This window comes from Ruegeria sp. (assembly GCF_965221235.1).
Classification (GTDB): Bacteria; Pseudomonadota; Alphaproteobacteria; order Rhodobacterales; family Rhodobacteraceae; genus Ruegeria.
The window spans coordinates 2119444-2142894 of the sequence record NZ_CBDCRS010000004.1 but is presented as its reverse complement, the minus strand read 5'-3'; the positions used below and the strand labels follow the sequence as shown (position 1 = coordinate 2142894).

The following is a 23451-nucleotide window of genomic DNA, read 5'->3' as shown; positions in this document are numbered from 1 at the left end:
AAAGAAAAAGGGCGGCGCTCAGGAATGAGGCCGCCCTTTTTGGTATTCGGGATTTCGTTTAGATCAGGCCCGCGTGCGCCATTGCAGCGTCGATGGCTGCTTTTGTGCTGTCGTCCAGCGGGGTCAGCGGCGAGCGAACTTCGATGCCGCAAAGACCCAGTTTGCTGAGCGCGTATTTCGCGCCGACGAGGCCGGGCTCGATAAAGATCGCTTCGTGCAGAGGCATCAGGCGGTCCTGATACTCCAGCGCTTTAGCATAGTCTCCGGCCAGTGTTGCCTGCTGAAACTCGGCACAGAGTTTCGGAGCCACGTTCGCGGTGACCGAAATACAGCCGACGCCGCCATGGGCGTTGAAGCCCAGCGCAGTGGCGTCCTCGCCCGACAATTGGCAGAACTCCGGTCCGCAGGAGGCGCGCTGCTGGCTGACACGCGCCAGATCACCGGTCGCGTCCTTGACCCCCACAATACGTGGAAGTTGGGCCAATTCACCCATTGTCGCCGGGGTCATGTCGACGACAGAACGGCCGGGAATATTGTAGGTGATGATCGGAATATCCGCGCAGTCGTGCAGCGCACGGAAATGCGCGATCAGGCCCTTTTGCGTGGGTTTGTTGTAATAGGGCGTTACGACAAGCGCCGCGTCCGCACCGATCTTTTCCGCGAATTGCACGAAACGGATTGCTTCGACCGTGTTGTTCGAGCCCGCCCCCGCGATAACCGGGACGCGGCCTGCGGAGGCTTTGACGACCTCTTCCACGACGGTTTCATGCTCATCATGGCTGAGCGTTGGGCTTTCACCCGTGGTCCCCACAGGCACCAGCCCGGTCGAGCCTTCCTTGATCTGCCACTCCACCAGGTGTTTGAGCGTCTTCAGGTCCAACTCGCCGTTTTCGAACGGGGTGACGAGGGCTGGCATAGAGCCTTTGAACATGACACGCTCCTTAAGGTGCAGTTTGTGTTTTTTGTGCCCAAGGATCGTCATAATCATGGCGATGTGAGTTGATACCGTGGGCGCAAGGTTTATCCTAAATGGCTCTATCCTTGGTTGGTTGGGAAATGCAAGGCATGACACGCGTTCTGGCGCTTTTGATAGCACTGATTCTTGGTTCATACGGGCAGGCGCAGGCCGATTCGGTCGGTGATCTGCGCGCCGGCATGAATGAGATGCGCAAGGGGGATTGGAATGCCGCCCTAAGCGTATCGGGCCAGCGCGGATCGGTCAGCCGCGATATCATCGTCTGGCACTGGCTGCGCGAAGGATTTGGCAGTTCAGGCGACGTGCTGGTGTTTTTGGACCGACGCCCGGATTGGCCGGGGCTTGCATGGTTGCGACGCAAGAGCGAACCCGCATTTACCGGCGCCGATCCTGACCGGGTGTTGAAGTTCTACGCCGACACTCCGCCGCAAACCGCCGAGGGCGCGCTGAACTACGCTGTGGCTCTGAAGGCCAAGGGGCGTCAGGGCGATGCTGAGGCGGATATCGTCGCCGCATGGCGCACCATGCCGATGGGATCGGGTCTACAGAAGGACTATCTGGAGAATTTTGGCAAGCTGCTGAAACCGCATCACGCGGCGCGTTTGGACCGGATGCTGTGGGACAATCATCTGGTCAGCGCAGGGCGGATGTTGCCTCTGGTCAGCTCGGATCAGCGTAAGCTGGCCGAAGCGCGGATCGCCCTGCAAAAACGTGAGCCCGGCGTGGATGGCAAAGTCGCGGCGGTGCCGAAATCCATCGCCGACGCACCGGGGCTGGCGTTTGATCGGTTCGTCTGGCGCGACAAGAAAGAGCTTGATGACAGCGCGATTGACCTGATGCTGGCGCGTTCGACCGGACCCGATGCGTTGGGCGAGCCGGACAAATGGGCTGAAGGTCGCCGGCGTCTAGCGCGGCTTGAGATGCGCAATGGCGATATGAACCGCGCCTATCAGGTTGCTGCCAATCATCACATGACCCCTGAAATGGGCTATGCCTACGCAGATCTTGAGTGGCTGGCCGGGTTCCTTGCCCTGCGCAAACTGAACGATCCGAACACGGCTGTTCGGCATTTCCAGAACTTCTCGGGCGCGGTGCGATCACCGATCTCGAAAGGGCGTGCCGGGTATTGGCTGGGCCGGGCCTATGCGGCGCAAGGCGATGCCGACAAAGCCTATGAGGCCTACGCGATGGGCGCTGATCATCAGACCTCGTTTTACGGTCTTCTGGCGGCCGAGCGGATCGGACGGCCTTTCGATAGCGAGCTGGCCAACCCGCGCCGGGCACCACATTGGAAACAGGCAGACTTCGCCGATTCCAGCGTTCTAGAGGCCGGATTGCTGCTGCTGCGTGCGGGGGAAGACAACCTGTCGGAACGTTTTCTGACCCATCTGGTTGAAGAGCTCGACCCGGTGCAGGCGACGCAGCTGGGCGATTTGGTGATCGAACTGAAAGAACCGCATCTGGCCGTGATGATCGCAAAACGTGCGGCCACAACCGGTGTTGTGCTACCCGCCGCCTATTACCCTGTGCATCCTGTGGCCGATATGGGCCTGCCCATGGCGAAAGAGATGACACTGGCCATCGCCCGTCGTGAAAGCGAGTTTGATCCAGTGGTCGTAAGCGGCGCGGGCGCGCGCGGGTTGATGCAGGTGATGCCCGCAACGGCGCAGCTTGTGGCCAAAGAGCTGGGCATTCTCGGCGGGCACAAAACCTCGAACTTGACCAGAGACTGGCAGTACAACGCCAAACTTGGCGCAAATTACCTGTCGGGGTTGGCCGCCGACTTTAACGGAAATGTGGTGATGATGGCCGCGGGCTATAACGCCGGACCACGCCGCCCGATCTCGTGGATGGATCGCTATGGCGACCCACGGGCCGGAGAGATTGACGTGGTCGACTGGATCGAAACGATCCCGTTCAGCGAAACCCGCAACTATGTGATGCGGGTGGCCGAAAGCCTGCCGGTTTACCGCGCGCGTCTGGGGCAGCCCGCGCTACCGGTTCCGTTCTCAGAGGAGCTGATTGGCTCAACTCTGGCGTCGTTCGCGCCATAGGGTGAACAGGCCCGCCGCCACAACCATCGCTGCGCCTATGACCACCTCGGGGCGCAGCAGTTCGCCAAAGACTGTGATTCCTATCATCGCGGTCCAGACCAGATGAAAATAGGCAAACGGCTGCACCGCGCTGGCCTCGGCCATTTCATAGCATTTGATCAGCAACCAATGGCCCAGAACGCCGCTGACGCTGAGCAGTGCCATCCAGCCCCAGTCTGCGGGGGCCATCGGCTCCCAAAACCACATCCCCACCAAGGTCATCGCCACGGCCCCGGCGACTCCGGTCCAGAAGAAACTGGTGGCCGCGCTGTCTTTGCGGGCCGCATATCGGGTCAGAAGACCATAGAGCGCAAACATCAGCGCTGACATCAGCGGCAGGATTGCCCACGGATCAAACACACCCACACCGGGCTGAAGGATGATCAGGACCCCGACGCAACCCACACCAATCGCAGACCATCGCCGCCATCCGACCTGTTCGCCCAGAACCGGCCCGCTGAGTGCTGCAACCAGCAATGGATAGCAGATGAAAACCGCCATCGTGTCGATCAACCCCAGCACCGTAAAGGCAAACACGGCGACGCAGATTTCAGCCGCCAGCAAGACCCCGCGAAACACCTGTAACCCCAACTGGCTGGTCTGCGTTGCGGCCCTCAGCCCGCCGGGTGACCGCGCAGCCAGAGCAATGACGAACGCCGCAAAGAACCAGTAGCGGATCATCACGACCATATAGGTGTTGTAGGCCCCCGCCAGATGGCGCGAAATTCCATCCTGCAAGGCAAACACAATGGTGGCCGCGATCATCAGGCCTATCCCGGCGCGAATGTTGTTCTGCTGCGTCATGGTCTGAAGGCTCGGGTCATGTGGCGTTTGCGGCCATAGCCGGGGGTGCGGGTTACAGAGAAGCCGGCCTCCTCCAGCCCCCGTCGCACGAACCCTGCGGCCGTGTAGGTGGCTGCGGTGCCGCCTGTGGCCGTGTGCTCAGCCACGTGCTGCATCAGGTCGGCGCCCCACAACTCCGGGTTCTTGGCCGGAGAGAACCCATCCAGAAACCACGCATCCGCTTGGCCGTCCCATTCAGGTAACGTTAGGCGCGCGTCTCCTTTGATCACTTCAAGGTGCAGAGTACCCAGATCGCATGTGCCACCCTGCCATTGTGCCAGAAAACGCGCGCTCCACGGGGCGAGTTCGGGGAATGAAGCGAGCGCACGGGACATGTCGTCATGCGCCATCGGGAACGCCTCGAAACTGGTAAAGCTCAGGGGCGTGGTCTGGCCCGTTTTCTCCCATTCCGACCAGACGGTCAGCATATTCAGGCCAGTGCCGAAACCCAGCTCGGCGATGCGGAACCCCGGTGCGAAGCGCGCAGGCAGATCATTGCCCGCAAGAAACACGTGCCGCGTCTCCTCCAACCCGTTCTGCAAAGAATAATAGGGGTCGTCGAAACGATCCGAGACCGGGATCTGATCCTCGGTCCATGTCAGTGCGGCGCGCTGGTCTGCCATCGGGGAATCCTGTAGCTAAGCGGCGCGACACTGAACAAGGAAAAGAGGAATGGCAATGGTCGATGTAACGGTGCGTGGTGCGGGCATCTTTGGCCTGTCCATCGCCTGGACCTGCGCCCGGCGCGGCGCAAAGGTGCAGGTCGTCGACCCGTTCGGCCCCGGTGCAGGGTCCAGCGGCGGGCTGGTCGGAGCGTTGGCCCCGCATGTGCCGGAAAACTGGAACGCCAAGAAGGCTTTTCAGTTCGACAGCCTGATCATGGCCGAACCCTTCTGGACGCAGGTCGAGGCGACCGGAGGCGTCTCACCCGGCTATGCGCGGTTGGGCCGATTGCAACCCATCGCCGACGCCCGGACGCTGGAATTGGCACATCTGCGCGCGGAAACCTCCGCCGAGCTTTGGCAGGGCCGAGCTGAGTGGCGCGTGGTCGAGACAGACGCCCTTGGCGCGTGGTGCCCGCCCAGCCCGACCGGCTTCGTCATCCACGACACGCTCAGCGCCCGGATGCATCCCCGTCGCGCCTGTGCCGCGTTGGTGTCAGCGCTGGCCGTGATGGGGGTCGAGGTGGTGCCAGATGCACCAGACAAAGGGCAGGTCGTCCACGCCACCGGGCTGGCAGGATTGCAGGAACTCAGCACCGCCTTCGGAAAAACCATCGGCAATGGGGTCAAAGGGCAGGCCGCGTTGCTGCGCTTTGACGCGGGCGAGGTGCCGCAGTTGTTTGCCGACGCGATTCATATCGTGCCTCATGCGGATGGCACTCTGGCTATCGGCTCGACTTCGGAGCGTGAATACGACAACCCAACCAGCACGGACGCCGCGTTGGACGACGTGCTGGATCGCGCCATGCGCGCTGTTCCGGTGCTGCACGGGGCCGAGGTCATCGAACGGTGGGCCGGTGTGCGCCCCCGCAGCAAAAGCCGCGCCCCGATGCTGGGCGCGCATCCTTTGCACGCAGGTCAGTTTATCGCCAACGGAGGATTCAAGATCGGCTTTGGCATGGCCCCGAAAATAGCTGAGGTGATGGCCGATCTGGTTCTGGAAGGACGCGACGATATTCCAGATGATTTCCGGCCGGAGGCGTCACTCTGACAGCGGGTTAGCTTCGGCCGTCATACACTGCCGACCATCTGGTCCACGCACCCAGAAGGTTTGATCGTTTCGGCACAGCATCGCCGTTTCGAAATGCATCAATGGCGCGGTGGCGCGGAAGGAAAACCGCGCCAGCGGCCCCATCAGGTCTGCTGCAAACAGCATCAAAAGCTGCGCCAACAGCGGGCCGTGGACGACAAGACCGGCATAACCCTCAACGTCCCGCGCATAGTCCAGATCATAATGGATGCGGTGGCCGTTAAAGGTCAGCGCTGAATAGCGGAACAGCAAGGTCGAGTCGAAGGTCACTTCGCGACTGTCCGTCTCATCCATACGTGCCACAGGTGGGACGGGTTTGACTTCATCGGCTGAGGGGTCTTGCCGATAGACCAGATCCTGCCATTCGGTCAGGCACAGGGTCTCATCCTGCCAGATTTCATGCCGAAGCGTGACAAAGCCCAGCGGTCCAGTGCGTCCGGTTTTCGAGGTCGCGTTCTCGCAATGGGATCGACGCTCGGCCTCACGCCCCGCGATCAGAGGCGCGTTGAACTGCAACCGCCCGCCGGCCCACATGCGGCGCGGCAGGCCCATGTCTGGGATCAGCCCTCCGACCTTTGGATGCCCATCCCGGCCCAATTGTGAAGGCGGGCGCGGCGACCAGAAATAAAGCTGATGATAGAACGGCGGCAACGGTGAACCAACCTGAACAGATGCCGCCTGCCCCAGCGCCACCTGAAACGCTGCGGCGCGGGCGGGGTCGATCACGTCGGTCTGCACTTCCTCAGTCATGGCAGCAGGTTAGGCAGGTCTACCCACATGAACAAGCGTCAGAGACCCGCCTCAGCCCTCAGCTTCTCCATCAATGTGCGCAGGCTGCTTTCATACCGGTCGCTTGTCAGCTTTCCCTGCTCATCAAACTCGTTCGAACTGCTGGCAAGATGAATTTCCGGCCCCTGAAGGATGCGAGGCTGAAACGGCACCATATAGCTGCGCAGAATCATCTGCGCGCGCTCACCGCCCGCGCGACCCGCCGCCGCCGACATAACGGCAACCGGCTTGTCCGCCCAGGGGCGGCCTTCGGTGCGGCTCACCCAGTCGAGCGCGTTTTTCAGAACGCCGGACGGGCCTTTGTTATATTCCGGGGTCGAGATGATCACCGCATGGGCCTGCGCGATCTGATCCGAAAGGGTCTGCACCGCCTCAGGGATACCCTCGCCATCCTCCAGATCGCCATCGTAGAGGGGCAGGTTCAGGTCAGCTTCGATATGGGTACCGGGACCAAAAAGCCGTGCAGCCTCGCGCAGCAGTTTGCGGTTGGTGGCGTTCTGGCGCAACGAGCCGGAGAGGCTCAGCAGGATGGGGTCGGACATTGGGAAACTCCGCTATGGTGTTCCCCAATAGCTAGTCCAAAGAACGTGCGCGCCAAAGCCCATATGACGCGCAGTCAATGTGCGAAAAAGGGCACCCGAAGGTGCCCTGTGACATTACGTGCGACCGCTGGGGATGATCTCGATATCCACGCGGCGGTTCTGCGCCTTGCCCTCGGGCGTCAGGTTCGAGGCAGCGGGGCGGTTTTCGCCAAGACCGATAGTGGTGATCCGGCCGCCGTTCACACCGTTGGCTTGCAGGATGTCAGCAACCGAGCGGGCGCGGCGCTCAGACAGAGCCTGATTATAGGACGCCTCGCCATCACTGTCGGTATGACCGATGACCTGAACGTTCGAGTTCGGGTACTTCACCAAATTCTGCCCCACCCGGACCAGATCGGAACGCAGCGCCGGGCGTACGGTCGAGCTGTCGGTGTCAAATGTGATGTCGTTCGGCACGGTGACAATCAGGCGATCCCCGGCATTGGTGATGATGATCCCGTCATTGGCCAGTTGCTGGCGCAACTCGGCCGCCTGTCGGTCCAGCTGATTGCCGACGACGCCACCGCCCGCGGCACCGATGGCCCCACCGGCCAGTGCGCCCAGCAAAGGATCGGAGTCATTTGCGATCGCGCCGACTCCGGCCCCGATCAGACCGCCCAGTATCGCACCTTGTTTGGCATTCTGGTTGGGATCGGACGGCAAATTCAGCGTCCCCGGGTCCGTACAGGCACCCAGAAACAAAGCCGAGCACAGCCCGGCAGACAAAACAAACTTGGAAATCGTCATGATATCACCTTCTGCTCCGGCACCCGTTCACCGGGTGCATATTGTTCTGGCCAGTATATCACTTTGCCTTCAGGCAGGCTCAAGCAACAATCCGGTGAGATCGGCGATTTCCCGCTGGACTGAGCAGGTAAGGCTGCAAAAACTTCAGTCCTTTTCATGGTCCCGCACATTCTCTACGGCTTTGGCTCTTGCCCCGGGTCAGAACTCTGGCCTGGCGCGGAATTTCATCGAGGCCCCGCCTTCGGGGTTTTTCAGGCGCAGTTCTTCGGAATGCAGCATGAGGCGTGGGAAATCCCGTGCCGGTCCGTCCGCATAGAAGGGATCGCCCAGAATCGGGTGACCCATCGCCTGCATGTGAACCCGTAACTGATGCGACCGGCCCGTTTTGGGAAACAGGCGCAGGCGCGTCGTGTCGCCCTCGTGCTTGAGCACGCGCCAATCGGTCACGGCGGGCTTGCCGGTCTCATGGCAGACCATCTGGCGCGGACGATTGGGCCAGTCCACGATTAGCGGCAGGTCAATCGTACCGGACTTTTCCGATACCCGCCCCCAGACGCGGGCCACATAAGTTTTGCGTGTCTGGCGGTTCTCGAACTGCATGCTCAGGTGCCGCTGCGCGTGGGGGGTCTGGGCAAACACCATGACGCCCGAGGTATCCCGGTCCAGCCGATGCACCAGCAGCGCTTGCGGAAAAGCCGCCTGCATCCGAGTCAGCAGGCAATCGGCCAAATGCTCACCCCGCCCCGGCACGGATAAAAGGCCCGAGGGCTTGTTCACCGCAATCAGCTGCGCATCCTCGTGCAGCACATCCAGAGGGGTCATCGGGGGATCATAGGTCTCGCTCATGCGCGCCTGCCTATCGCAGCGCGCGACCTCCCGCAACGTCGTGCTTGCGGGAAAGGACGTGTTCGGCAACCCTGCTCCAAAGGGAAGGAGGCCCCATGCACCCGACAATAAAACGCATGCAAGAGGTTGTCGCCAAAGGCGATGAAACCCTGATCCACGAATTGCTGGCAGAGGACGTGCGGTTCTCGCCACCGACGTACTACAGCACTTGGACAGGGCGCGTGCCGGTTGCGGCGGTGCTCGGGCATGTGGGGCAGGTGTTTTCAGACTTTCGCTATCGCCGCGTGATGGGCGAAGGCAATGACTGGGCACTGGAATTTCAGTGCAAGGTCGGCGATCTGGACGCGGTGGGGGTCGACCTGATTACTCTGAACGAAGACGGATTGATACAGGATTTCGAGGTTGTCATGCGCCCGCACAAAACCATCGGCGCTTTGCGAGAAGCGATGATGGCGCGGATAATGACCGACCCGCGGTTCCTTGAGTTCAAAAGCGCGTTGAACTGACCCCATGCCCGTTGCCCCGGATCAACTTTTGCGCCTGCCCCTTTTACCCGTTCTGGCAGCGCAGGGCCTGTCGGTGCGACGCAAGGCGCAACTTCTGCCGGAACCAATTGGCCCGCGTGAGGGTCGCGACGGGCGCGGCCCCCGGTTGCGCCTGCTGATCGCAGGAGACAGCTCAGCCGCCGGAGTTGGCGCGGGGACGCAGACACAGGCGCTGTCTGGTTGTTTAGTGAGCCAACTGGCGAAACATTATGCGGTGGAATGGCGGTTGGAGGCCACGACCGGACATACCACGCAGGACACGATAGACCGACTGCAAGGGCTGAACACGCAGTTTGACATGGCCATCACCGCATTGGGCGTGAATGACGTGACCCGAGGCGTAACACGCAACCGCTTTGTCGAACGGCAGACCAAGCTGGCCGAGCTTCTGACCGGCCAATTGGGCGTGCGCCGGTTGGTTGTAACGGGCGTTCCCCAGATGAACCGGTTCCCGGCGCTGCCACAGCCGCTGGCCTGGGTTCTGGGCCGTCAGGCGGCGCGGTTGGATCAGGGTCTGCAACAGGTTGCTGCCCGCTTTCCGCAGGCCCGGCATTTGGCGCTGGACCTACCCGACGACCCGGCACTTGCCGCGCCCGACGGGTATCACCCCAGCCCCAAAGCCTATACCCTCTGGGCCCAGGAAGCCGCCCGCCTTCTGCGTCAGACCTGAGCCCGAATCTGCCGGATCAATGGAATTGAATACACTACCAGCGCTGACCAAATCAGCGGGAACGCAATCATGCGGCCCCGGTCGATCTGCTCTCCGAACAAAGTGATCGCGGTGATGAAAATCATGGTCGGAGCGATGTATTGCAGGATCCCCATCGTCGACAACCGCACCAGTTTGGCCCCGTTGGCATAGACCAGCAAAGGCACCGCGGTGGCAATCCCCGCTCCCGCCAGCAGCATAGTGTCTGTCGCGGCCACTCCGAAATGTCCGGTCCCCTGTACGCCCAACCAGATGATATAAGCAAATGCGGGAACCAAGAGGATCAGAACCTCAAGCAGAAATCCCTGATTGGGGCCAATAGGCAGTGACCGCTTGAAAAAGGCATAAAACCCCCACGTGACCATCATCCCCAAGGCGGGCCACGGCAAGCTGCCATTTTCAATCACCAGAACCAGCACGCCCAGCGCCGCAATCGCAACAGCGGCCAATTGCGTTTTCGTCAACGGTTCACGCAGCAGGACGGCGCCCAACGCGATGCTGAAAAGCGGATTGATGTAATAGCCCAGCGCGGCATCCAACGCCCGGTCGTTGGCAATTGCCCAAACGTAGATTGCCCAGTTCGCGGAAATCAGCGCCGCCGTCACGCAGGCCATCACCAGCATCTTCGGGTTGACCAAAGCTGCCCTCAAATCCCGTGTGCGCCCCAGCGCGACCAGCAACAACCCGGCCACCGGAACCGACCAGACGACGCGATGGGCCACGATCTCGACCGGCGAGATATGCGCCATGGCTTTCATGTACAACGGCAAAAAACCCCACAGAACATAAGCCGTCACGGCCAAAGCCAGCCCTTTGGGCGTGTCCGTGTTGTTCGATGGAATAGGGGTGTCGGTCACGGCGCGTCTCCGTCTGATACCGCGTATCTCTACGGCAAATCAGTCGGGCTTGGGAACCATGAAAACTGTGAAGGCGGCCATCAACAACTCTGATATGTCGCGCTATTTATTCCGTGTCATTCTGCGAGGCTCTGCCTCGCGCCCCGAGGTATTTCCAGCCAGATGAAGTGCGTATCGTATCCCATGCTTCATCTGGCCCAAAATAGCCCGTGGGAGACACCCACAGGGCGGCGGGGGCAGAGCCCCCTCACCCATATCAGGCTTTCACACGCTCAGATTTGGGGTCGTACATCGGCTTTAGCGAAGCTTCTGCTTTGACCTTCACGCCACAGACGTCGATCTCGTAGGTCGACGCCAGCACGTCCGCTGCTTTCTCGCCTTCGCTTGGCACATAACCCAAACCGATGGCTCCACCCAGCGTGTGGCCATAGTTGCCCGAGCTTAGATAGCCGACATACTCGCCATCACGGATAATCGGTTCGTTATGGAATAGCAGGGGTTCGGCATCGGTCAGTTTGAACTGCACCAGCCGGTTCTTGGGTCCGCTTTCCTTGCGGGCGATCACTGCTTCGCGTCCGATGAAATCACAACCCTTGTCGACCTTGACGGCAAAGCCAAGACCGGCATCGACCACGTGATCCTCGCAAGTGATGTCATGCCCGAAATGGCGGAAGCCTTTTTCGATCCGACAACTATCCATCATGTGCATTCCACACAGCTTTAGACCCATATCTTGCCCAGCTTCATGCAGGGTTTCGAACACATGGCCCGCCATGTCCGAGGAGACATAAACCTCCCATCCCAGCTCACCCACATAGGTGACGCGGTGAACACGGGCCAGACCCATTCCGATTTCGATCTCTTGCGCGGTGCCGAACGGGTTGGTGGCATTCGAGAAATCCGCTGGCGAGACTTTTCCCAGCAGCGCGCGCGCATTGGGGCCCATTACGGCCAGAACGCCTTCGCCTGCGGTGACATCGGTGATCACCACGTTAAAGTTGCCCGCGTGGCGCATCATCCAGGTCTGGTCGGCCAGACGGGTCGCCGCCGGGGTTACAACCAGATAGGCGGTCTCAGTCAGGCGAGTGACGGTGACGTCTGCCTCGATCCCACCGGCGCGGTTCAGAAACTGGGTGTAGACGATCTTGCCATTCGCGACCGAGTAATCGCCGCCACCGATATAGTTCATGAACTTCTCGGCATCCGGTCCTTCGACGCGGATTTTGCCGAACGAGGACATATCGTACATGCCCACATTCTCGCGCACGGCACGGTGTTCGGCGGCAGAGTTTTCAAACCAGTTCTGGCGCTTCCAGCTGTATTGGTATTCGCGTTCCTGCCCTTCGTTGGCGAACCAGTTGGCGCGCTCCCATCCGGCCAGCTCGCCCATCACCGCGCCCTGTTCCAGCAGGTGGTGGTGGAACGGGGTGCGGCGCACACCGCGTGCGGTGTCTTTCTGGCGATAGGGGAAGTGGTCTGCATAAAGCAGGCCCAGCGTTTCCTTCGAACGTTCGAACAGGTACTGCTTGTTGCCCTGGAACGGCTGCATCCGGCTGATGTCCACGTCACCCAGATCGAACGGTTTCTCACCTGTATCCATCCACTCGGCCAGTGCCATACCCGCACCTCCGGCGGATTGGATACCGATCGAGTTGAATCCCGCCGCAACCCAGACATTGTCCATCTCAGGCGCCAGACCCAGATGGTAGGCATCGTCCGGCGTAAAAGACTCGGGACCGTTGAAGAAGGTGTGAATCCCGGCCTCGGCCAGCAGCGGCACCCGCTCGACAGCCTTTTCGAGGATCGGTTCGAAATGGTCGAAATCTTCCTGTAGCTGGTCAAACTCGAAGGATTCAGGAATGCCCTCCATCGCCCAGGGCTTTGACTCGGGCTCGAACGCACCCAGCAGGATTTTGCCCGCGTCTTCCTTGTAATAGGCGTATTCGTCCGGCACCCGCAGCACCGGCAGCTGAGTCATGCCCTCGATATTCTCGGTGACAATGTAGAAATGTTCGCACGCGTGCAGAGGCACATTCACGCCCGCCATGCGGCCAACCTCGTGGCCCCACATCCCGGCGCAGTTCACCACCATGTCGCATTCGATATGGCCCGAGGCGCTGCCATCGTCAGCCACCCAATCCACGCCAGTGACCTTACGGCCCTGTTTGACGATATCGGCGACCTTCACCCGCTCCTTAACAACCGCGCCCCGCTGACGTGCGCCTTTGGCCAGCGCCAGCGCAATGTTCGCCGGATCGCCCTGCCCGTCCAGCGGCAAGTACACGGCGCCTTTGACACCTTCGAGGTTGATATGCGGATACAGTTCCTGCACACGCTCGTTCGAGATTTCTTCGACCTCGACGCCGAAAGCGCGGGCCATCGCGGCCTGGCGATAGATCTCTTCTTTGCGATCCTCGGTCAGCGCAACGGTGATCGACCCGCAGCGTTTGAACCCGGTGGCCACGCCTGTTTCGTCTTCAAGCGAGCCATAAAGCTCTTGGCTGTATTTCGCCAGCTTGGTCATGTTCGCTGTGGCCCGCAGTTGCGCAATCAGACCCGCCGCGTGCCATGTCGTACCGCTGGTCAACTGCTTGCGCTCAAGCAGCACAACATCGGCCCAGCCCTTCTTGGTCAAATGATAAGCGACCGAGCATCCGATAACGCCGCCGCCGATGATGACCACACGGGCCTTGCTGGGAAGATCAACCATCCTGAAATCTCCACTGTGTCAGTTTGCGCTAAATTGCCACGGAAGACCGACAGTAAATGCACGAAAACCGTCACAGTTCTGGCGATTTTCACCGTTGTGACGCGGCCCGTTTTTCGCGCCGCACGACAAAAGGTGTGACGCCGAAGAAGCTTTTGTAAACAGAGGAAAAACCGTTCGGGAAACCGCAGGCGAGTCCAATCTCACGGACGCTCATCGTGGTGTTCAGCAGAAGGTTATTGGCCTTGGCCAAGCGCATTTCGCGATAAAACCCGTTCGGCGTGGTGCCGAAGAAAGTTTTGAACTTCCGCTCAAGCGACCGGTTCGACAGGTGCAGCGAATCGACGATTTGATTGATCGGCAACGGGTCTTCGATATTGGCTTGCATCAGTTTGATGCACTGATCCAGCTTGGCATCCCCCGTCGAGGTCAGTTTCGCCCCGGAGAATGGCTGCATCGAGGAGAAATCACGGATGTTTTCGTGCAGCATGATGTCCGCCACGGTCATCTTGGCCGGGCCCGAGATATGACGACCGATGACAGCTAGCGCTACATCCGTCGTCGCCTCCATCCCGGCGCAGGTGACGACCGCACCCTGTTCGGTGGCAATGGACAGCTTGGCCTCGAACCGCGCGCCGCGTTCACGCAGGAACGAGGCATTCTCCCAATGGGTGGCCATGTCGTCCGCGCCCTGTTCGTTGATATACCGGCTGGCAGCCTCGGCCAGCAGAAACACCTTGGCCCCTCGAAAAGTATAGTCGGACACGACCCGCCCCAGCGACAGGTCGGGATGATCCGGGTCAGAATTGCCGATCACAAACAGATAATCCGCATTGGGGTGCGCCGGAACCGGTTCGGTTTGAACAGTCGCGTCGCTGCTGCTGGCGACAGGCCCGCCCCTGAGTGAGCGGTAGGTGTATGTGAACGGAGGGGTCGGGCACACCCGGTTGGCCAGCCGTAAAACTTCGACCAGTGACGCCAATTCAAGCAACACATAGCCGGGTGCGACGAGGATATCGAAATGTTCGACCCGGGATTTGTCCGACTGCATTGCCATTGCCCGACCCTCAGACAATCCGATGACCGGCCATGCGCAAGCGCTCGGCCAATGCTTCGATATGATCCGGGCCGACCTCGCAGCATCCGCCCACTATGGTGGCCCCCTGCGCGACCCAACCCATGGCGTGATCGGCATATTCCTCTGGCCCCAGATCATGGCGCTGTTGCAGGGCATCCACGGTGGGGGCGTCCTCAAGAAAGCCCTGCGTGATCCCGGTAAAGCCGTTCGCATAGGCCCCAAAGGGCCGACCCAACGTCGCGATGACCTGTAGCGCGTCGGGGATCGCTTCGGGGCGGGAACAGTTGATCAGCACAGCCTCGGGCGCGAAACGCTGTACCACCGGCGCGATATCCGACAGCGGCTCGCCCGAGCGCAGCCGCGTACCATCGTCATCCATCACCGACAGCGCCAGCCAAACCGGCTTGCCCGCCCGGCTGGTTCCGCGCAACGCACCATTGGCTTCCTGCACCGAAGAGACGGTTTCGATCAAAAACAAATCAACCCGATCCGCCATCATCGTCACCAGCTCGGCGAATTTCTGGGCGGCGTCCTCGACATCCGGATTCAGATCCGGGCGATACGAGGCCAATAGCGGCCCGAGCGCACCCGCAATGCGCCCGCCACTCGACCCGCGCGCCCGTTCCGCTTGCGTCAGCGCCGCGTCGATCAAGTTGGGTAACTGCGCCTCCATCCCCTCACGCACCAGCCTCGAACGATGGACGGCGTAGGTGTTGGTCGTTGCCACGGTCGCACCGCGACGGAAATACTCGGCATGAACATCGCCAACCAGCTCAGGGTGGTCGATCATCACGCGGGTCGACCACAGGGGCGTAGGCCGATCACCGCTGCGCTTGACCAGTTCCTGTCCGATTGATCCATCCAAAAGAGTGATGTCCGCCATGTCTCAACCTTGTCAGGGAATCAAAACGAGTTTGCCCGGAAACGCCTTGGATTGAAAATCCGCCTGCGCCTCTGCGATGTCACTTAGCGGGTAAGTCTTTGAGACCAGAGGTTTGATCCGTCCCGCATTGATCATCTCAACCAGCCGGCCAAACACCTCGAACGCCTGATGGGTGCAGCCGTGGATGGTGATGTCACGCAGGTAGATATCGCGCAGATCGGCCTGCACGATTGGTCCAGCAATCGCGCCAGAAACCGCATAATGCCCGCCGGGTTTCAGAGCCAGGATCAGGCCGGGCCACGCCGAGCCGCCCACCACGTCAATCACCACATCGAACTTATCCGAAGGCAACGCGGCATCGCGGTCAAACGTGTCCACCGCGCCCTGAGATTTAACCACTTCGGCCTTGGCCGGGCTGGTCACACCCCACACCGTTGCCCCGCGCAACGCCGCCAGCTGGACAGCCGCCAGACCAACACCGCCCGATGCGCCCGTAATCAACACGGTCTGTCCCGAGGTCACGCCCGCACGGGCCAGCAGGTTCTCGGCCGTTCCAAAGGCACAGGGGATGGCCGCAATCTCTATATCCGACAGGGGCGAGACGCTGACATCATACAGGTCTCCGGCCTCAACCAGACAAAACTGCGCGAATGCTCCGTCGATCTCAGAGCCCAACGCGATAAAGCCGGTCGGATGGCCGGGGCGCGGGCGAGGCAGGTTGATCGGGCAGGTCACGCGTTGACCGGGCCGAAACGCATTCTCCGGCCCCACCGCTTCGACAATACCGCACAGATCGCCGCCCTGAATGCGCGGGAATTGCAGCGCACCGCCCCAGCCCCCGGCCTCGACCTCCTGATCAACCGCGTCAGTCGCGCCGGTCACGTCTGAGGAATACCAGCCGACCCGTGTGTTGATATCCGTGTTGTTCACACCCGCCGCCGTCACGCGCACCAGCACCTGACCCGGACCCGGGACAGGAACCGGAATGTCCTCGCGCCACGTCAACGCTTCTGCGCCGCCGTGATGGGTCAGGTGAACTCCGGACATTGTTTTGGGGGTCGTCATCGGGTTTTGCCTTTACGCCTGATCGTCGGGATGAGGCGGAACCGGGCCCATCGGCACGATATCGTAACGGGCGTTGAGTTCTGCCATTTTTGCCTCATCGGTGAAATCGGCTTCGCTCATTTTCGCAAGTTCTGCAAGGAAGCCGTCAAACCCCGCAGGCTGAAAGATCATCAGCATACGCGCCGGTTTGCCGCCCGCCACGCGGCTGGCATGCGGAACGCCCGGCGGCACATGGATCGTCGTCCCTGCGGTGCAACGATGCCAGTCGCCATCGACGTAGAAATCCACCTCGCCTTCGAGAAAATAGAAGGTTTCGGCATGGGTTTCATGACGATGAAGGCCAAGCGCGAAGCTGGCCTTCAGATTGTCTTCCATGAGCGTGTAAGCGCCACCGGTATCCTGACAGGACACCTTCACGAAGGTGTGGTCATTTTCCCAGTCATAATTGGGGCCCTCTCCGGGCCCCAGTTTCGAGTATCGCTTGCTCATGGCCCCTCCATCGGGTTTACGCGCGTAGCCGCTCGTTCTGAGGATCCCAGAGCGGCTGATCCTGCTCTACCACAGCGCGGTGCTTCTGGCCGTAAATTTCGACCTCAAGCTCGGTGCCAGGGTTGGCAAGTTCGGCCTTGATCATGCCCAGCGCGATGGATTTACCGACGCGGTAGCCCCAAGCGCCCGAGGTGGTCTCGCCCACGATCTGATCGCCCTGCCAGATGCAGGACATATACGGCGCATCGCAATCACCTGCGTCCACGGTCAGCGTGACGAAGGACTTCTTCACGCCCTGCTGCTTTTCGTTCAGGATCGCGGCCTTGCCCGGGAAGTCCTGCGGCTTGTCCAGCTTTACGAAGCGTTCAAGACCACCTTCCAGCAGCGAATAATCGGTGCTCAGGTCGCCTTTCCACGCGCGATAGCCTTTTTCGATGCGCAGAGAGTTCAGGGCATACATGCCAAACGGCTTGGCCCCGGCGTCTAGGATCGCGTCGTAGATCGCTGGCATGTCCGCGTTCAGCGCGTGGACCTCCCACCCCAGCTCACCAGCGAAAGACACGCGGATCAGATGGGCCGGTTTGCCAGCCACGCTTGCGGCCTGATGGGTCAGCCAGCCCGAGGACAGATCGGCGTCGGTCAGACCCGACAGAATCTCACGCGATTTGGGGCCGGTCACGATCAACGTATCGCGGGTGGTGGTTACGTCCTCGACAGATACGCTGGCGGGCATTGCATTCACCAAGATATCGCGGTCATGCCATTGCGCGGTTGCGGCGGTGATCATGACAAACTCATCGTCACCCAAACGCAGGCAGGACATTTCGGTCAGGATGCGGCCCCGGTCATCTGAGATATAGACCAGATTGATCCGGCCTACCTTGGGCAACCCGCCGGTGATCAGACCCCGCAGCGCCTCGGCGGCCCCTTCGCCTTTAACCATGAAGCGCGAGAAACCGGGCAGGTCGAGCACGCCGCAGTGATCCCGCACGGCTTCGCATTCTTCCTTGATGCGCTGCTCCCACGGACCGGAGCGACCCCAAGTATGCGTGGCCTCAAGCGATGTATCGTCACCCGGCTGCGCGAACCAGTTGGCGCGTTCCCAGCCGTTGTAAACGCCCATCACGCCGCCCAGTTCTTTGATCTTGGCATGGACTGGCGACAGCTTTTTATCGCGCGCAGCAGGCCATTCGTGGTGCGGGAAGTGCATGGCGTATTCGTTGCCGTAGACCTCCATCCCCTTCTGGTTGCAGTAGTCCTGATCGGTGTAGTCGGTGTAGCGGCGCGGATCGACGGCCCACATATCCCATTCGGTTGCACCATCCACGATCCATTCGGCCAGCACTTTGCCAGCGCCACCGCCCTGCGCGATGCCAAAGGTAAAGCTGTGCGCCTCAAACGCGTTTTTCACACCTGGCATCGGGCCGATCAGCGGTAAACCGTCCGGCGCATAGGGGATCGGGCCGTTGATCACCCGGCCTACGCCCGAGGTTGCCATCAGCGGCACGCGCTCCATCGCGTCGGTCATGATATCTTCGATCCGGTCCAGATCGTCGTTCCACAGCTGGAAGCTGAAATCCTCGGGCATCGGATCGTCTTCGGTCATCCAGTGGCCCTTGCAGTTGGGCTCATAGGGGCCGAGGTTGAAGCCGTTCTTTTCCTGCCGCAGGTAGTAAGAGATATCCACGTCGCGCAGCAGTGGCAGCTTGCCGCCGTGTTCTTTCGACCACGCCTCGACCTCGGGCACTTCGTCGGTCAACAGGTATTGGTGGCTCATGACCATCGCAGGCACGGTGCGACCACCGAATGGTTTGAACATCTCACCCACGCGCTGCGCATAGTAACCCGCGGCATTGACCACGTAATCACAGTCAATATCGCCCTTATCCGTATGCACGGTCCAAGTGCCGTCATCGTGCTGAGTCACACCTGTTGCCGGGCAGAAGCGAATGATCTTCTGGCCCATGTCTCGTGCGCCCTTGGCCAGCGCCTGCGTCAGCTGCGCCGGGTCGATGTCACCGTCGGTCGGGTCATAGAGAACGCCCTCAAGATCATGGGTCTCAAGGAACGGGTAGCGTTCTTTGGCCTGTTCCGGGGTCCACATCTCCATCGGGATACCCTGATACAGGCCCATGGACATGGCGTGTTCGAACTCCTGCATCCGCTCTTTGCTGTGCGCCAGACGGATCGAACCCGAGACGTGGTAGTTCATCGGATAGTCGACCTCATCCGCCAGGCGCGAATACAGTTCGGTCGAATAGCGCTGCATGTTCATGATCGCCCACGAGTTCGAAAAGGTCGGCACGTTGCCCGCCGCATGCCATGTCGAACCGGCGGTCAGCTCGTTCTTTTCCAGCAGAACGCAGTCAGTCCAGCCCTTCTTGGCCAGATGGTACAGCGAGGAGGTCCCCACCACACCGCCACCGATGATAACCACGCGGGCTTTTGTCGGAAAATCGCTCATTGCTCTTGATCCCTATTACTGTGCCCGTTGGGGCAGATCGTCTGTGATGTCGTAGTAGTCGCCCTTGTCGGCGACAAATATATGCTTCGAGAGCATCAATCCGGTGGGGTCGTCGAACGCCCCCATGGAAATCGAAATCGTGTCCTCTTCATTGTGCTGCCAGAAGAGGAACGAGCCGCACGCGCTGCAGAACCCACGTCGGGCGATATCTGAGGCGCGAAACCAGCTCAGCGTGTCGCTGGCGGTGAAACTGAGGTTGTCCTGATGTGTCGACGTCGAAGACCAGAAATGGCCCGATTGTTTGCGGCACTGGCCGCAATGGCAGGCCGAGGGCGGCGATAGCTCTCCGTCGATGGTAAACGCGACCGCGCCGCAGAGGCAGGAACCGGTGTGCATAAGATTACCCCCTTGCTGCGGGCGTGGAGCTGGCCCCCAGCAACACGCCATAGATGATGAAACAGGTCGCCATCACGCGACGGACCCAAATGTTGAACACCGCCCCCAGCGCAGCCTTGCCCATCAGCGCGCCCAGCAGCGTGAAGCCAGTATAGCTGAGCGTAGTGATGATCAGTGCTGTGGGCATGATGACCCCCATTTGCTGCCAGATCGGTACGTCGGGCTGCACGAATTGCGAAAAGGCAGCGAGATACCCAGCCACGCTTTTGGGATTGATCGTCGCCACCGCCAGCGCGTGCAGGTACACATGCCGCGCAGGGCGTTCAGAGGCTGGCGCGGGCTTGGTCGCGTTCATCCAGCCTCGGATACCGACCCAGATCAGGAACCCGGCACCCACCAGTTTAGCAATGAAAAACCCGGTGGGGGATGCCGCGATCAGCGCCGTGATGCCCAGCGCCGAGAGGACCAGAAACGCGCTGGCTTGCGTCAGGATCGCCAACACCCCCAGCATCGCTTTGGGAAACGGCAGGCTCATCCCGTTTGAGATACAGTTGACCGCATTCGGCCCCGGAGTGGTCACGAACACCACCCAAAACAGCGCGAATATGGTCCAGGCCTCAAAGCTCATCAATACACCGGAGGGGCAATGACCCAGATGGCCACGGCGGGCTCATCATAAGGGTTGGCCCACTGATAGGGTTCGTGCTTGATGCGGAAACTGTCCCCCGGACCGACGGTGAACTGGTGCGTCCCGATCATCAGATCCAACCGGCCCGAGACCATATAGCCGACCTCCTGCGTCGGTCGATTGGCGGGCTTTTGCATCTGCGACCGCGGTTCAAAGGTGGAGTGCACCATTTCGAAATCATCGGTCAGGTCGGGCGATAGCAGTTCCTCGATCAACCCTTCTTCCCCCGATCCCATTGGGCGGCGCGTCCCCGCGCGCACGATGTAGCCTTGCTCGTCCGCAGGCACTGAGGAATGCGCGAACAGCATCGACATCGGCACGCCCAGACATTCGGCAATCTGACGCAGGTCCGAGATCGAAGGGTCGGACATGTCTCGCTCAACCTGACTGAGCCACCCGACCGAGCGATTCAGCCGCTCGGCAATCTCGGTCAGAGTCAAACCGCGCGCCTTGCGCAAAGCACGAATGTCTGCTCCGAGTGTCGCGCTGTTAGGGGCTTGGCTGTTCAAAGGCCGCTCCGAATCTCATGAAATTTTATCCCTGTTTTTCACGATGACCTGAGTCGATGAAATTTCCAAGCATTATTTCATTTGTGATAGAGACGATCCCGGACTAGTGATGGGGTATGTGGATCGCGGTGCTGTATCTATGGGCCATCAACACCCTGACTTTACTGGCCTTTGGCTGGGACAAACTGCGCGCCCAGCGTCGCAAGAAGCGTATTCCGGAACGAAAATTACTTTGGCTGGCAGCGGTTGGCGGCAGCCCCGGTGCCGTGTTGGGGCGTTGGATGTTCCGACACAAGACACTTAAACGCGGGTTTTCGGGACGGCTGTTCGGAATCTTAGGTGCACAGGCGGCTATTGCCTTTTTTATCCTGAACGGTTCTGCACTGCCCTAAGGCAACCTGCTAGAAAGGGTGAAAAGGTTGAAGATCGAAGCCTTCATTGAGAATGAGGCCGGTTCGCTCATGAATCACAAGTATGACGAACAAACCGGCACCTTTTTGGGCGCATCCGCTTTGGCGCAGGCCTATCCGCAGAATTACGGGTTTCTGCCGGGAACTTTGGGCGAGGACGGGGATTGCGTCGATTGCTTTGTCATCTCGGACAGACCGCTGGCACGCGGTCAGAAATTCCTATGCGACCTGATCGGCCTGCTTGAGATGTGGGAGAACGGCGAGACGGACCACAAGATCATATTGGGTCACACATGTGACCCGGCCTGTGTCACCCCCGAGGTCGAGCGCATCCGGGCCTTTGAGACAGACGTCTTCGGAACCCAGACCGGCAAGGTCGTCGAACTAGGAGCGTTTCTCAGCCCGGATCACGCGCGGCGATACCTTGACGCTCATAGAGTAAGTGCGGCGTAGAGCACTCGCTCAGAACGACTTGGCAAACACGGGCTCCAGAATTTTCGTCATGTGCCGGGCGTCGTCTTCGGTGAATGCGTCGGGCTGATTGCTGTCGATATCGAATACCCCGATTACACGCCCCATGGCGTCCCGCACTGGCAAAACGAGCTCTGACCGCGTGGACGAAGCACAGGCGATGTGGCCGGGAAAGGCGTCTACGTCCGGGACCAATTGCACCTCTCCGGTTCGCGCCGCCGCACCGCAGACACCTCGGTCGAAGGGGATCACCAGACAGCCATGCCCGCCCTGATACGGGCCGATCTTCAACACGCCCGGTTCGGTCACGCGGTAAAACCCGGTCCAGTCAAAGCGGTCATCGGAATGATGCACTTCGCAGGCGATGGTCGCCATCAAAGCAACCTGATCGGTTTCACCCTCGGTCAAGGCGGCAATGGTTTTGGCGAGCGTGGTGTAATCGACAGTCATGGGTTGCTTTCCGTAAACGCACCGGGGGCGCTGCCCCCGGGACCCTCGGAGTATTTGGAAAAGGCTCAGTTCGTAAATCGTATGCAAGCTTCACGTTTCTGATATGATCTTGGGAAAATCGAGGAGGTATTGACAGTGGATCACAAGCAGTTTCAGGAGTGGTTATCCCGCATAGACGGTCTCAGTCTGGCGCAGAGGCAGCAAGCACAGGCTGTGTTGCTGGGGGAAACTGAGCCATCCGCTTCGCTGGCAGCGATCGAAGCGCGCGTCGCCGAGGACCGTGAGTGCCCGCATTGTGGCACGCCTGGCGCGGTTTCGCGGGGCAAAGCCCGAGGGCTACAGCGGTATCAATGCAAGGCCTGCAACAAGACTTTCAACGCGGCAACGGGCACGGCTTTACAGGGCCTGCACAAGAAGGACAGATGGCTCGCCTTTGGGGGCTGCCTTGCGGATGGGCTGACCGTTCGCGCGTCTGCAAAGCGCTGTAATTTTGCCGTCTCTACGGCGTTTCGTTGGCGGCACCGATTTTTAGGCACGAAGGACCAGGACCCTCCAAAACTCAAGGGCATTGTCGAAGCCGACGAGACCTATGTTCTCAAGAGCCGCAAGGGCGATCGCAAACTTGATCGCAAGGCGCGCCGCAGGGGCGGCAAGGCCAGCAAGCGCGGTCTGTCAGACGAACAGGTTCCGATATTGGTTGCCGTGGACCGAGGCGGCACAACGGCGTGTTCCGTCCTTCCATCTGTCACAGCTGACAGCATACACAGCGTTCTGGAACCCCGGATTGATGATGACATCCTTCTGGTCACTGATGGAAACAACGTTTACCCGCCCTGCGCCAAGTCACTTGGGGTCAGACACGAAGCATTGAACCAGTCCGCCGGTGAACGGGTGCGTGGGGTGGCTCACATACAAACAGCCAACAATCGGCACAGTGGGTTGAAGGACTTCCTGCGCCGCTATCGCGGCGTTTCGAGCAAATACCTCGAAAACTACCTGCGATGGTTCGAACGGTGTGACCTGCTGAAATCATCGGCCAGATCCTGTCTCGCGACCGCGATTGGGACCTCATGCACACAATTTGCGAACTGAGCCTTGGAAAA

General features: G+C 60.4%; 25 protein-coding genes. 7 read left to right on the top strand and 18 right to left on the bottom strand.

Annotated elements, in window-relative coordinates:
- Positions 1 to 58: 58 nt before the first annotated feature.
- A complete protein-coding gene (gene dapA, locus ACOQOY_RS13895) occupies positions 59 to 931 on the bottom strand; it encodes a 4-hydroxy-tetrahydrodipicolinate synthase (RefSeq protein ID WP_420586002.1) in 873 nt (290 codons plus the stop codon).
- Between the two features lie 134 nt (positions 932 to 1065).
- Here dapA and ACOQOY_RS13890 point away from each other — a divergent pair, with 134 nt between their 5' ends.
- Positions 1066 to 3030, top strand: coding sequence for a lytic transglycosylase domain-containing protein (locus ACOQOY_RS13890; protein ID WP_420586001.1), 1965 nt, complete (start codon positions 1066 to 1068; stop codon positions 3028 to 3030).
- Here ACOQOY_RS13890 and ACOQOY_RS13885 read toward each other — a convergent pair.
- Together ACOQOY_RS13885 and mnmD are read right to left on the bottom strand one after the other, a co-directional pair.
- On the bottom strand, positions 3004 to 3873 hold the full coding sequence (locus tag ACOQOY_RS13885) for a DMT family transporter (RefSeq protein ID WP_420586000.1): 870 nt from the start codon (positions 3871 to 3873) through the stop codon (positions 3004 to 3006). The two genes, ACOQOY_RS13890 and ACOQOY_RS13885, sit on opposite strands and share 27 nt — an antisense overlap.
- Positions 3870 to 4535, bottom strand: coding sequence for a tRNA (5-methylaminomethyl-2-thiouridine)(34)-methyltransferase MnmD (mnmD, locus tag ACOQOY_RS13880; RefSeq protein ID WP_420585999.1), 666 nt, complete (start codon positions 4533 to 4535; stop codon positions 3870 to 3872). The genes ACOQOY_RS13885 and mnmD overlap by 4 nt, the downstream gene beginning before the upstream one ends.
- 49 nt (positions 4536 to 4584) lie before the next feature.
- Here mnmD and ACOQOY_RS13875 point away from each other — a divergent pair, with 49 nt between their 5' ends.
- Positions 4585 to 5625, top strand: a complete 1041-nt coding sequence (locus ACOQOY_RS13875; RefSeq protein WP_420585998.1) for an NAD(P)/FAD-dependent oxidoreductase — start codon at positions 4585 to 4587, stop codon at positions 5623 to 5625.
- Here the strand turns inward: ACOQOY_RS13875 and ACOQOY_RS13870 are convergent.
- The 4 genes from ACOQOY_RS13870 to ACOQOY_RS13855 form a co-directional block, all read right to left on the bottom strand.
- Positions 5617 to 6414, bottom strand: coding sequence for an FAS1-like dehydratase domain-containing protein (locus ACOQOY_RS13870; protein ID WP_420585997.1), 798 nt, complete (start codon positions 6412 to 6414; stop codon positions 5617 to 5619). The genes ACOQOY_RS13875 and ACOQOY_RS13870 overlap by 9 nt on opposite strands.
- Before the next feature lie 38 nt (positions 6415 to 6452).
- Positions 6453 to 6995, bottom strand: a complete 543-nt coding sequence (locus tag ACOQOY_RS13865) for an NADPH-dependent FMN reductase (RefSeq protein ID WP_420585996.1) — start codon at positions 6993 to 6995, stop codon at positions 6453 to 6455.
- 114 nt (positions 6996 to 7109) lie between these two features.
- Positions 7110 to 7781, bottom strand: coding sequence for an OmpA family protein (locus ACOQOY_RS13860; RefSeq protein ID WP_420585995.1), 672 nt, complete (start codon positions 7779 to 7781; stop codon positions 7110 to 7112).
- A gap of 198 nt (positions 7782 to 7979) precedes the next feature.
- Positions 7980 to 8627 carry an RluA family pseudouridine synthase gene (locus ACOQOY_RS13855; RefSeq protein WP_420585994.1) on the bottom strand — a complete coding sequence of 216 codons (648 nt, stop codon included), beginning with the start codon at positions 8625 to 8627 and terminating at the stop codon, positions 7980 to 7982.
- A gap of 95 nt (positions 8628 to 8722) precedes the next feature.
- On the opposite strand from ACOQOY_RS13855, the gene ACOQOY_RS13850 reads away from it, so the two are divergent.
- Together ACOQOY_RS13850 and ACOQOY_RS13845 are read left to right on the top strand one after the other, a co-directional pair.
- Positions 8723 to 9133 (top strand): nuclear transport factor 2 family protein, encoded by a 411-nt coding sequence (locus tag ACOQOY_RS13850; RefSeq protein ID WP_420585993.1) that lies wholly within the window; start codon positions 8723 to 8725, stop codon positions 9131 to 9133.
- A gap of 4 nt (positions 9134 to 9137) precedes the next feature.
- Complete coding sequence (locus ACOQOY_RS13845) at positions 9138 to 9842, top strand: SGNH/GDSL hydrolase family protein (RefSeq protein WP_420585992.1); 705 nt, start codon at positions 9138 to 9140, stop codon at positions 9840 to 9842.
- Here the strand turns inward: ACOQOY_RS13845 and rarD are convergent.
- From rarD to ACOQOY_RS13795, 10 genes are all read right to left on the bottom strand, one after another.
- Positions 9833 to 10738, bottom strand: a complete 906-nt coding sequence (rarD, locus tag ACOQOY_RS13840) for an EamA family transporter RarD (protein ID WP_420585991.1) — start codon at positions 10736 to 10738, stop codon at positions 9833 to 9835. The two genes, ACOQOY_RS13845 and rarD, sit on opposite strands and share 10 nt — an antisense overlap.
- A gap of 256 nt (positions 10739 to 10994) precedes the next feature.
- On the bottom strand, positions 10995 to 13448 hold the full coding sequence (locus ACOQOY_RS13835; RefSeq protein WP_420585990.1) for a GcvT family protein: 2454 nt from the start codon (positions 13446 to 13448) through the stop codon (positions 10995 to 10997).
- Positions 13449 to 13536: 88 nt separating this feature from the next.
- Positions 13537 to 14502, bottom strand: a complete 966-nt coding sequence (locus ACOQOY_RS13830; RefSeq protein ID WP_420585989.1) for a GlxA family transcriptional regulator — start codon at positions 14500 to 14502, stop codon at positions 13537 to 13539.
- A gap of 10 nt (positions 14503 to 14512) precedes the next feature.
- Positions 14513 to 15406 (bottom strand): homocysteine S-methyltransferase family protein, encoded by an 894-nt coding sequence (locus tag ACOQOY_RS13825; RefSeq protein ID WP_420585988.1) that lies wholly within the window; start codon positions 15404 to 15406, stop codon positions 14513 to 14515.
- 12 nt (positions 15407 to 15418) lie between these two features.
- On the bottom strand, positions 15419 to 16471 hold the full coding sequence (locus ACOQOY_RS13820; protein ID WP_420585987.1) for an alcohol dehydrogenase family protein: 1053 nt from the start codon (positions 16469 to 16471) through the stop codon (positions 15419 to 15421).
- A 12-nt stretch (positions 16472 to 16483) separates the two neighbouring features.
- Positions 16484 to 16960: a cupin domain-containing protein gene (locus ACOQOY_RS13815; RefSeq protein ID WP_420585986.1), complete on the bottom strand. Its 477-nt coding sequence runs from the start codon at positions 16958 to 16960 to the stop codon at positions 16484 to 16486.
- A 16-nt stretch (positions 16961 to 16976) separates the two neighbouring features.
- Positions 16977 to 19424: a GcvT family protein gene (locus ACOQOY_RS13810; RefSeq protein ID WP_420585985.1), complete on the bottom strand. Its 2448-nt coding sequence runs from the start codon at positions 19422 to 19424 to the stop codon at positions 16977 to 16979.
- Positions 19425 to 19439: 15 nt separating this feature from the next.
- Complete coding sequence (locus ACOQOY_RS13805; protein ID WP_420585984.1) at positions 19440 to 19820, bottom strand: GFA family protein; 381 nt, start codon at positions 19818 to 19820, stop codon at positions 19440 to 19442.
- A 4-nt stretch (positions 19821 to 19824) separates the two neighbouring features.
- Positions 19825 to 20448, bottom strand: a complete 624-nt coding sequence (locus tag ACOQOY_RS13800) for a LysE family translocator (protein ID WP_420585983.1) — start codon at positions 20446 to 20448, stop codon at positions 19825 to 19827.
- A complete protein-coding gene (locus ACOQOY_RS13795) occupies positions 20448 to 21017 on the bottom strand; it encodes a helix-turn-helix domain-containing protein (protein ID WP_420585982.1) in 570 nt (189 codons plus the stop codon). The genes ACOQOY_RS13800 and ACOQOY_RS13795 overlap by 1 nt, the downstream gene beginning before the upstream one ends.
- A gap of 116 nt (positions 21018 to 21133) precedes the next feature.
- Between ACOQOY_RS13795 and ACOQOY_RS13790 the strand changes: the two genes are divergently transcribed.
- Positions 21134 to 21409: a DUF1294 domain-containing protein gene (locus ACOQOY_RS13790; protein WP_420585981.1), complete on the top strand. Its 276-nt coding sequence runs from the start codon at positions 21134 to 21136 to the stop codon at positions 21407 to 21409.
- 27 nt (positions 21410 to 21436) lie between these two features.
- Positions 21437 to 21880, top strand: coding sequence for an inorganic diphosphatase (locus ACOQOY_RS13785; RefSeq protein ID WP_420585980.1), 444 nt, complete (start codon positions 21437 to 21439; stop codon positions 21878 to 21880).
- 9 nt (positions 21881 to 21889) lie between these two features.
- Here the strand turns inward: ACOQOY_RS13785 and ACOQOY_RS13780 are convergent, their stop codons facing one another.
- Positions 21890 to 22348 carry a GAF domain-containing protein gene (locus ACOQOY_RS13780; RefSeq protein WP_420585979.1) on the bottom strand — a complete coding sequence of 153 codons (459 nt, stop codon included), beginning with the start codon at positions 22346 to 22348 and terminating at the stop codon, positions 21890 to 21892.
- A gap of 135 nt (positions 22349 to 22483) precedes the next feature.
- On the opposite strand from ACOQOY_RS13780, the gene ACOQOY_RS13775 reads away from it, so the two are divergent.
- Positions 22484 to 23440, top strand: coding sequence for an IS1595 family transposase (locus ACOQOY_RS13775; protein WP_420584042.1), 957 nt, complete (start codon positions 22484 to 22486; stop codon positions 23438 to 23440).
- The last annotated feature ends 11 nt before the right edge of the window (positions 23441 to 23451 follow it).

Excerpts from the sequence above, each read along its gene's own strand:
- ACOQOY_RS13780 (WP_420585979.1), bottom strand. The coding sequence starts at position 22,348 with ATGACTGTCGATTACACCACGCTCGCCAAAACCATTGCCGCCTTGACC.
- ACOQOY_RS13870 (WP_420585997.1), bottom strand. The coding sequence starts at position 6,414 with ATGACTGAGGAAGTGCAGACCGACGTGATCGACCCCGCCCGCGCCGCA.
- ACOQOY_RS13860 (WP_420585995.1), bottom strand. The coding sequence starts at position 7,781 with ATGACGATTTCCAAGTTTGTTTTGTCTGCCGGGCTGTGCTCGGCTTTG.
- ACOQOY_RS13790 (WP_420585981.1), top strand. The coding sequence starts at position 21,134 with ATGTGGATCGCGGTGCTGTATCTATGGGCCATCAACACCCTGACTTTA.
- ACOQOY_RS13890 (WP_420586001.1), top strand. The coding sequence starts at position 1,066 with ATGACACGCGTTCTGGCGCTTTTGATAGCACTGATTCTTGGTTCATAC.
- ACOQOY_RS13815 (WP_420585986.1), bottom strand. The coding sequence starts at position 16,960 with ATGAGCAAGCGATACTCGAAACTGGGGCCCGGAGAGGGCCCCAATTAT.
- ACOQOY_RS13820 (WP_420585987.1), bottom strand. The coding sequence starts at position 16,471 with ATGACGACCCCCAAAACAATGTCCGGAGTTCACCTGACCCATCACGGC.
- ACOQOY_RS13830 (WP_420585989.1), bottom strand. The coding sequence starts at position 14,502 with ATGGCAATGCAGTCGGACAAATCCCGGGTCGAACATTTCGATATCCTC.
- ACOQOY_RS13810 (WP_420585985.1), bottom strand. The coding sequence starts at position 19,424 with ATGAGCGATTTTCCGACAAAAGCCCGCGTGGTTATCATCGGTGGCGGT.
- ACOQOY_RS13865 (WP_420585996.1), bottom strand. The coding sequence starts at position 6,995 with ATGTCCGACCCCATCCTGCTGAGCCTCTCCGGCTCGTTGCGCCAGAAC.
- ACOQOY_RS13875 (WP_420585998.1), top strand. The coding sequence starts at position 4,585 with ATGGCAATGGTCGATGTAACGGTGCGTGGTGCGGGCATCTTTGGCCTG.
- ACOQOY_RS13825 (WP_420585988.1), bottom strand. The coding sequence starts at position 15,406 with ATGGCGGACATCACTCTTTTGGATGGATCAATCGGACAGGAACTGGTC.
- ACOQOY_RS13845 (WP_420585992.1), top strand. The coding sequence starts at position 9,138 with ATGCCCGTTGCCCCGGATCAACTTTTGCGCCTGCCCCTTTTACCCGTT.
- ACOQOY_RS13835 (WP_420585990.1), bottom strand. The coding sequence starts at position 13,448 with ATGGTTGATCTTCCCAGCAAGGCCCGTGTGGTCATCATCGGCGGCGGC.
- ACOQOY_RS13805 (WP_420585984.1), bottom strand. The coding sequence starts at position 19,820 with ATGCACACCGGTTCCTGCCTCTGCGGCGCGGTCGCGTTTACCATCGAC.
- mnmD (WP_420585999.1), bottom strand. The coding sequence starts at position 4,535 with ATGGCAGACCAGCGCGCCGCACTGACATGGACCGAGGATCAGATCCCG.
- dapA (WP_420586002.1), bottom strand. The coding sequence starts at position 931 with ATGTTCAAAGGCTCTATGCCAGCCCTCGTCACCCCGTTCGAAAACGGC.
- ACOQOY_RS13885 (WP_420586000.1), bottom strand. The coding sequence starts at position 3,873 with ATGACGCAGCAGAACAACATTCGCGCCGGGATAGGCCTGATGATCGCG.
- ACOQOY_RS13850 (WP_420585993.1), top strand. The coding sequence starts at position 8,723 with ATGCACCCGACAATAAAACGCATGCAAGAGGTTGTCGCCAAAGGCGAT.
- ACOQOY_RS13855 (WP_420585994.1), bottom strand. The coding sequence starts at position 8,627 with ATGAGCGAGACCTATGATCCCCCGATGACCCCTCTGGATGTGCTGCAC.
- ACOQOY_RS13800 (WP_420585983.1), bottom strand. The coding sequence starts at position 20,448 with ATGAGCTTTGAGGCCTGGACCATATTCGCGCTGTTTTGGGTGGTGTTC.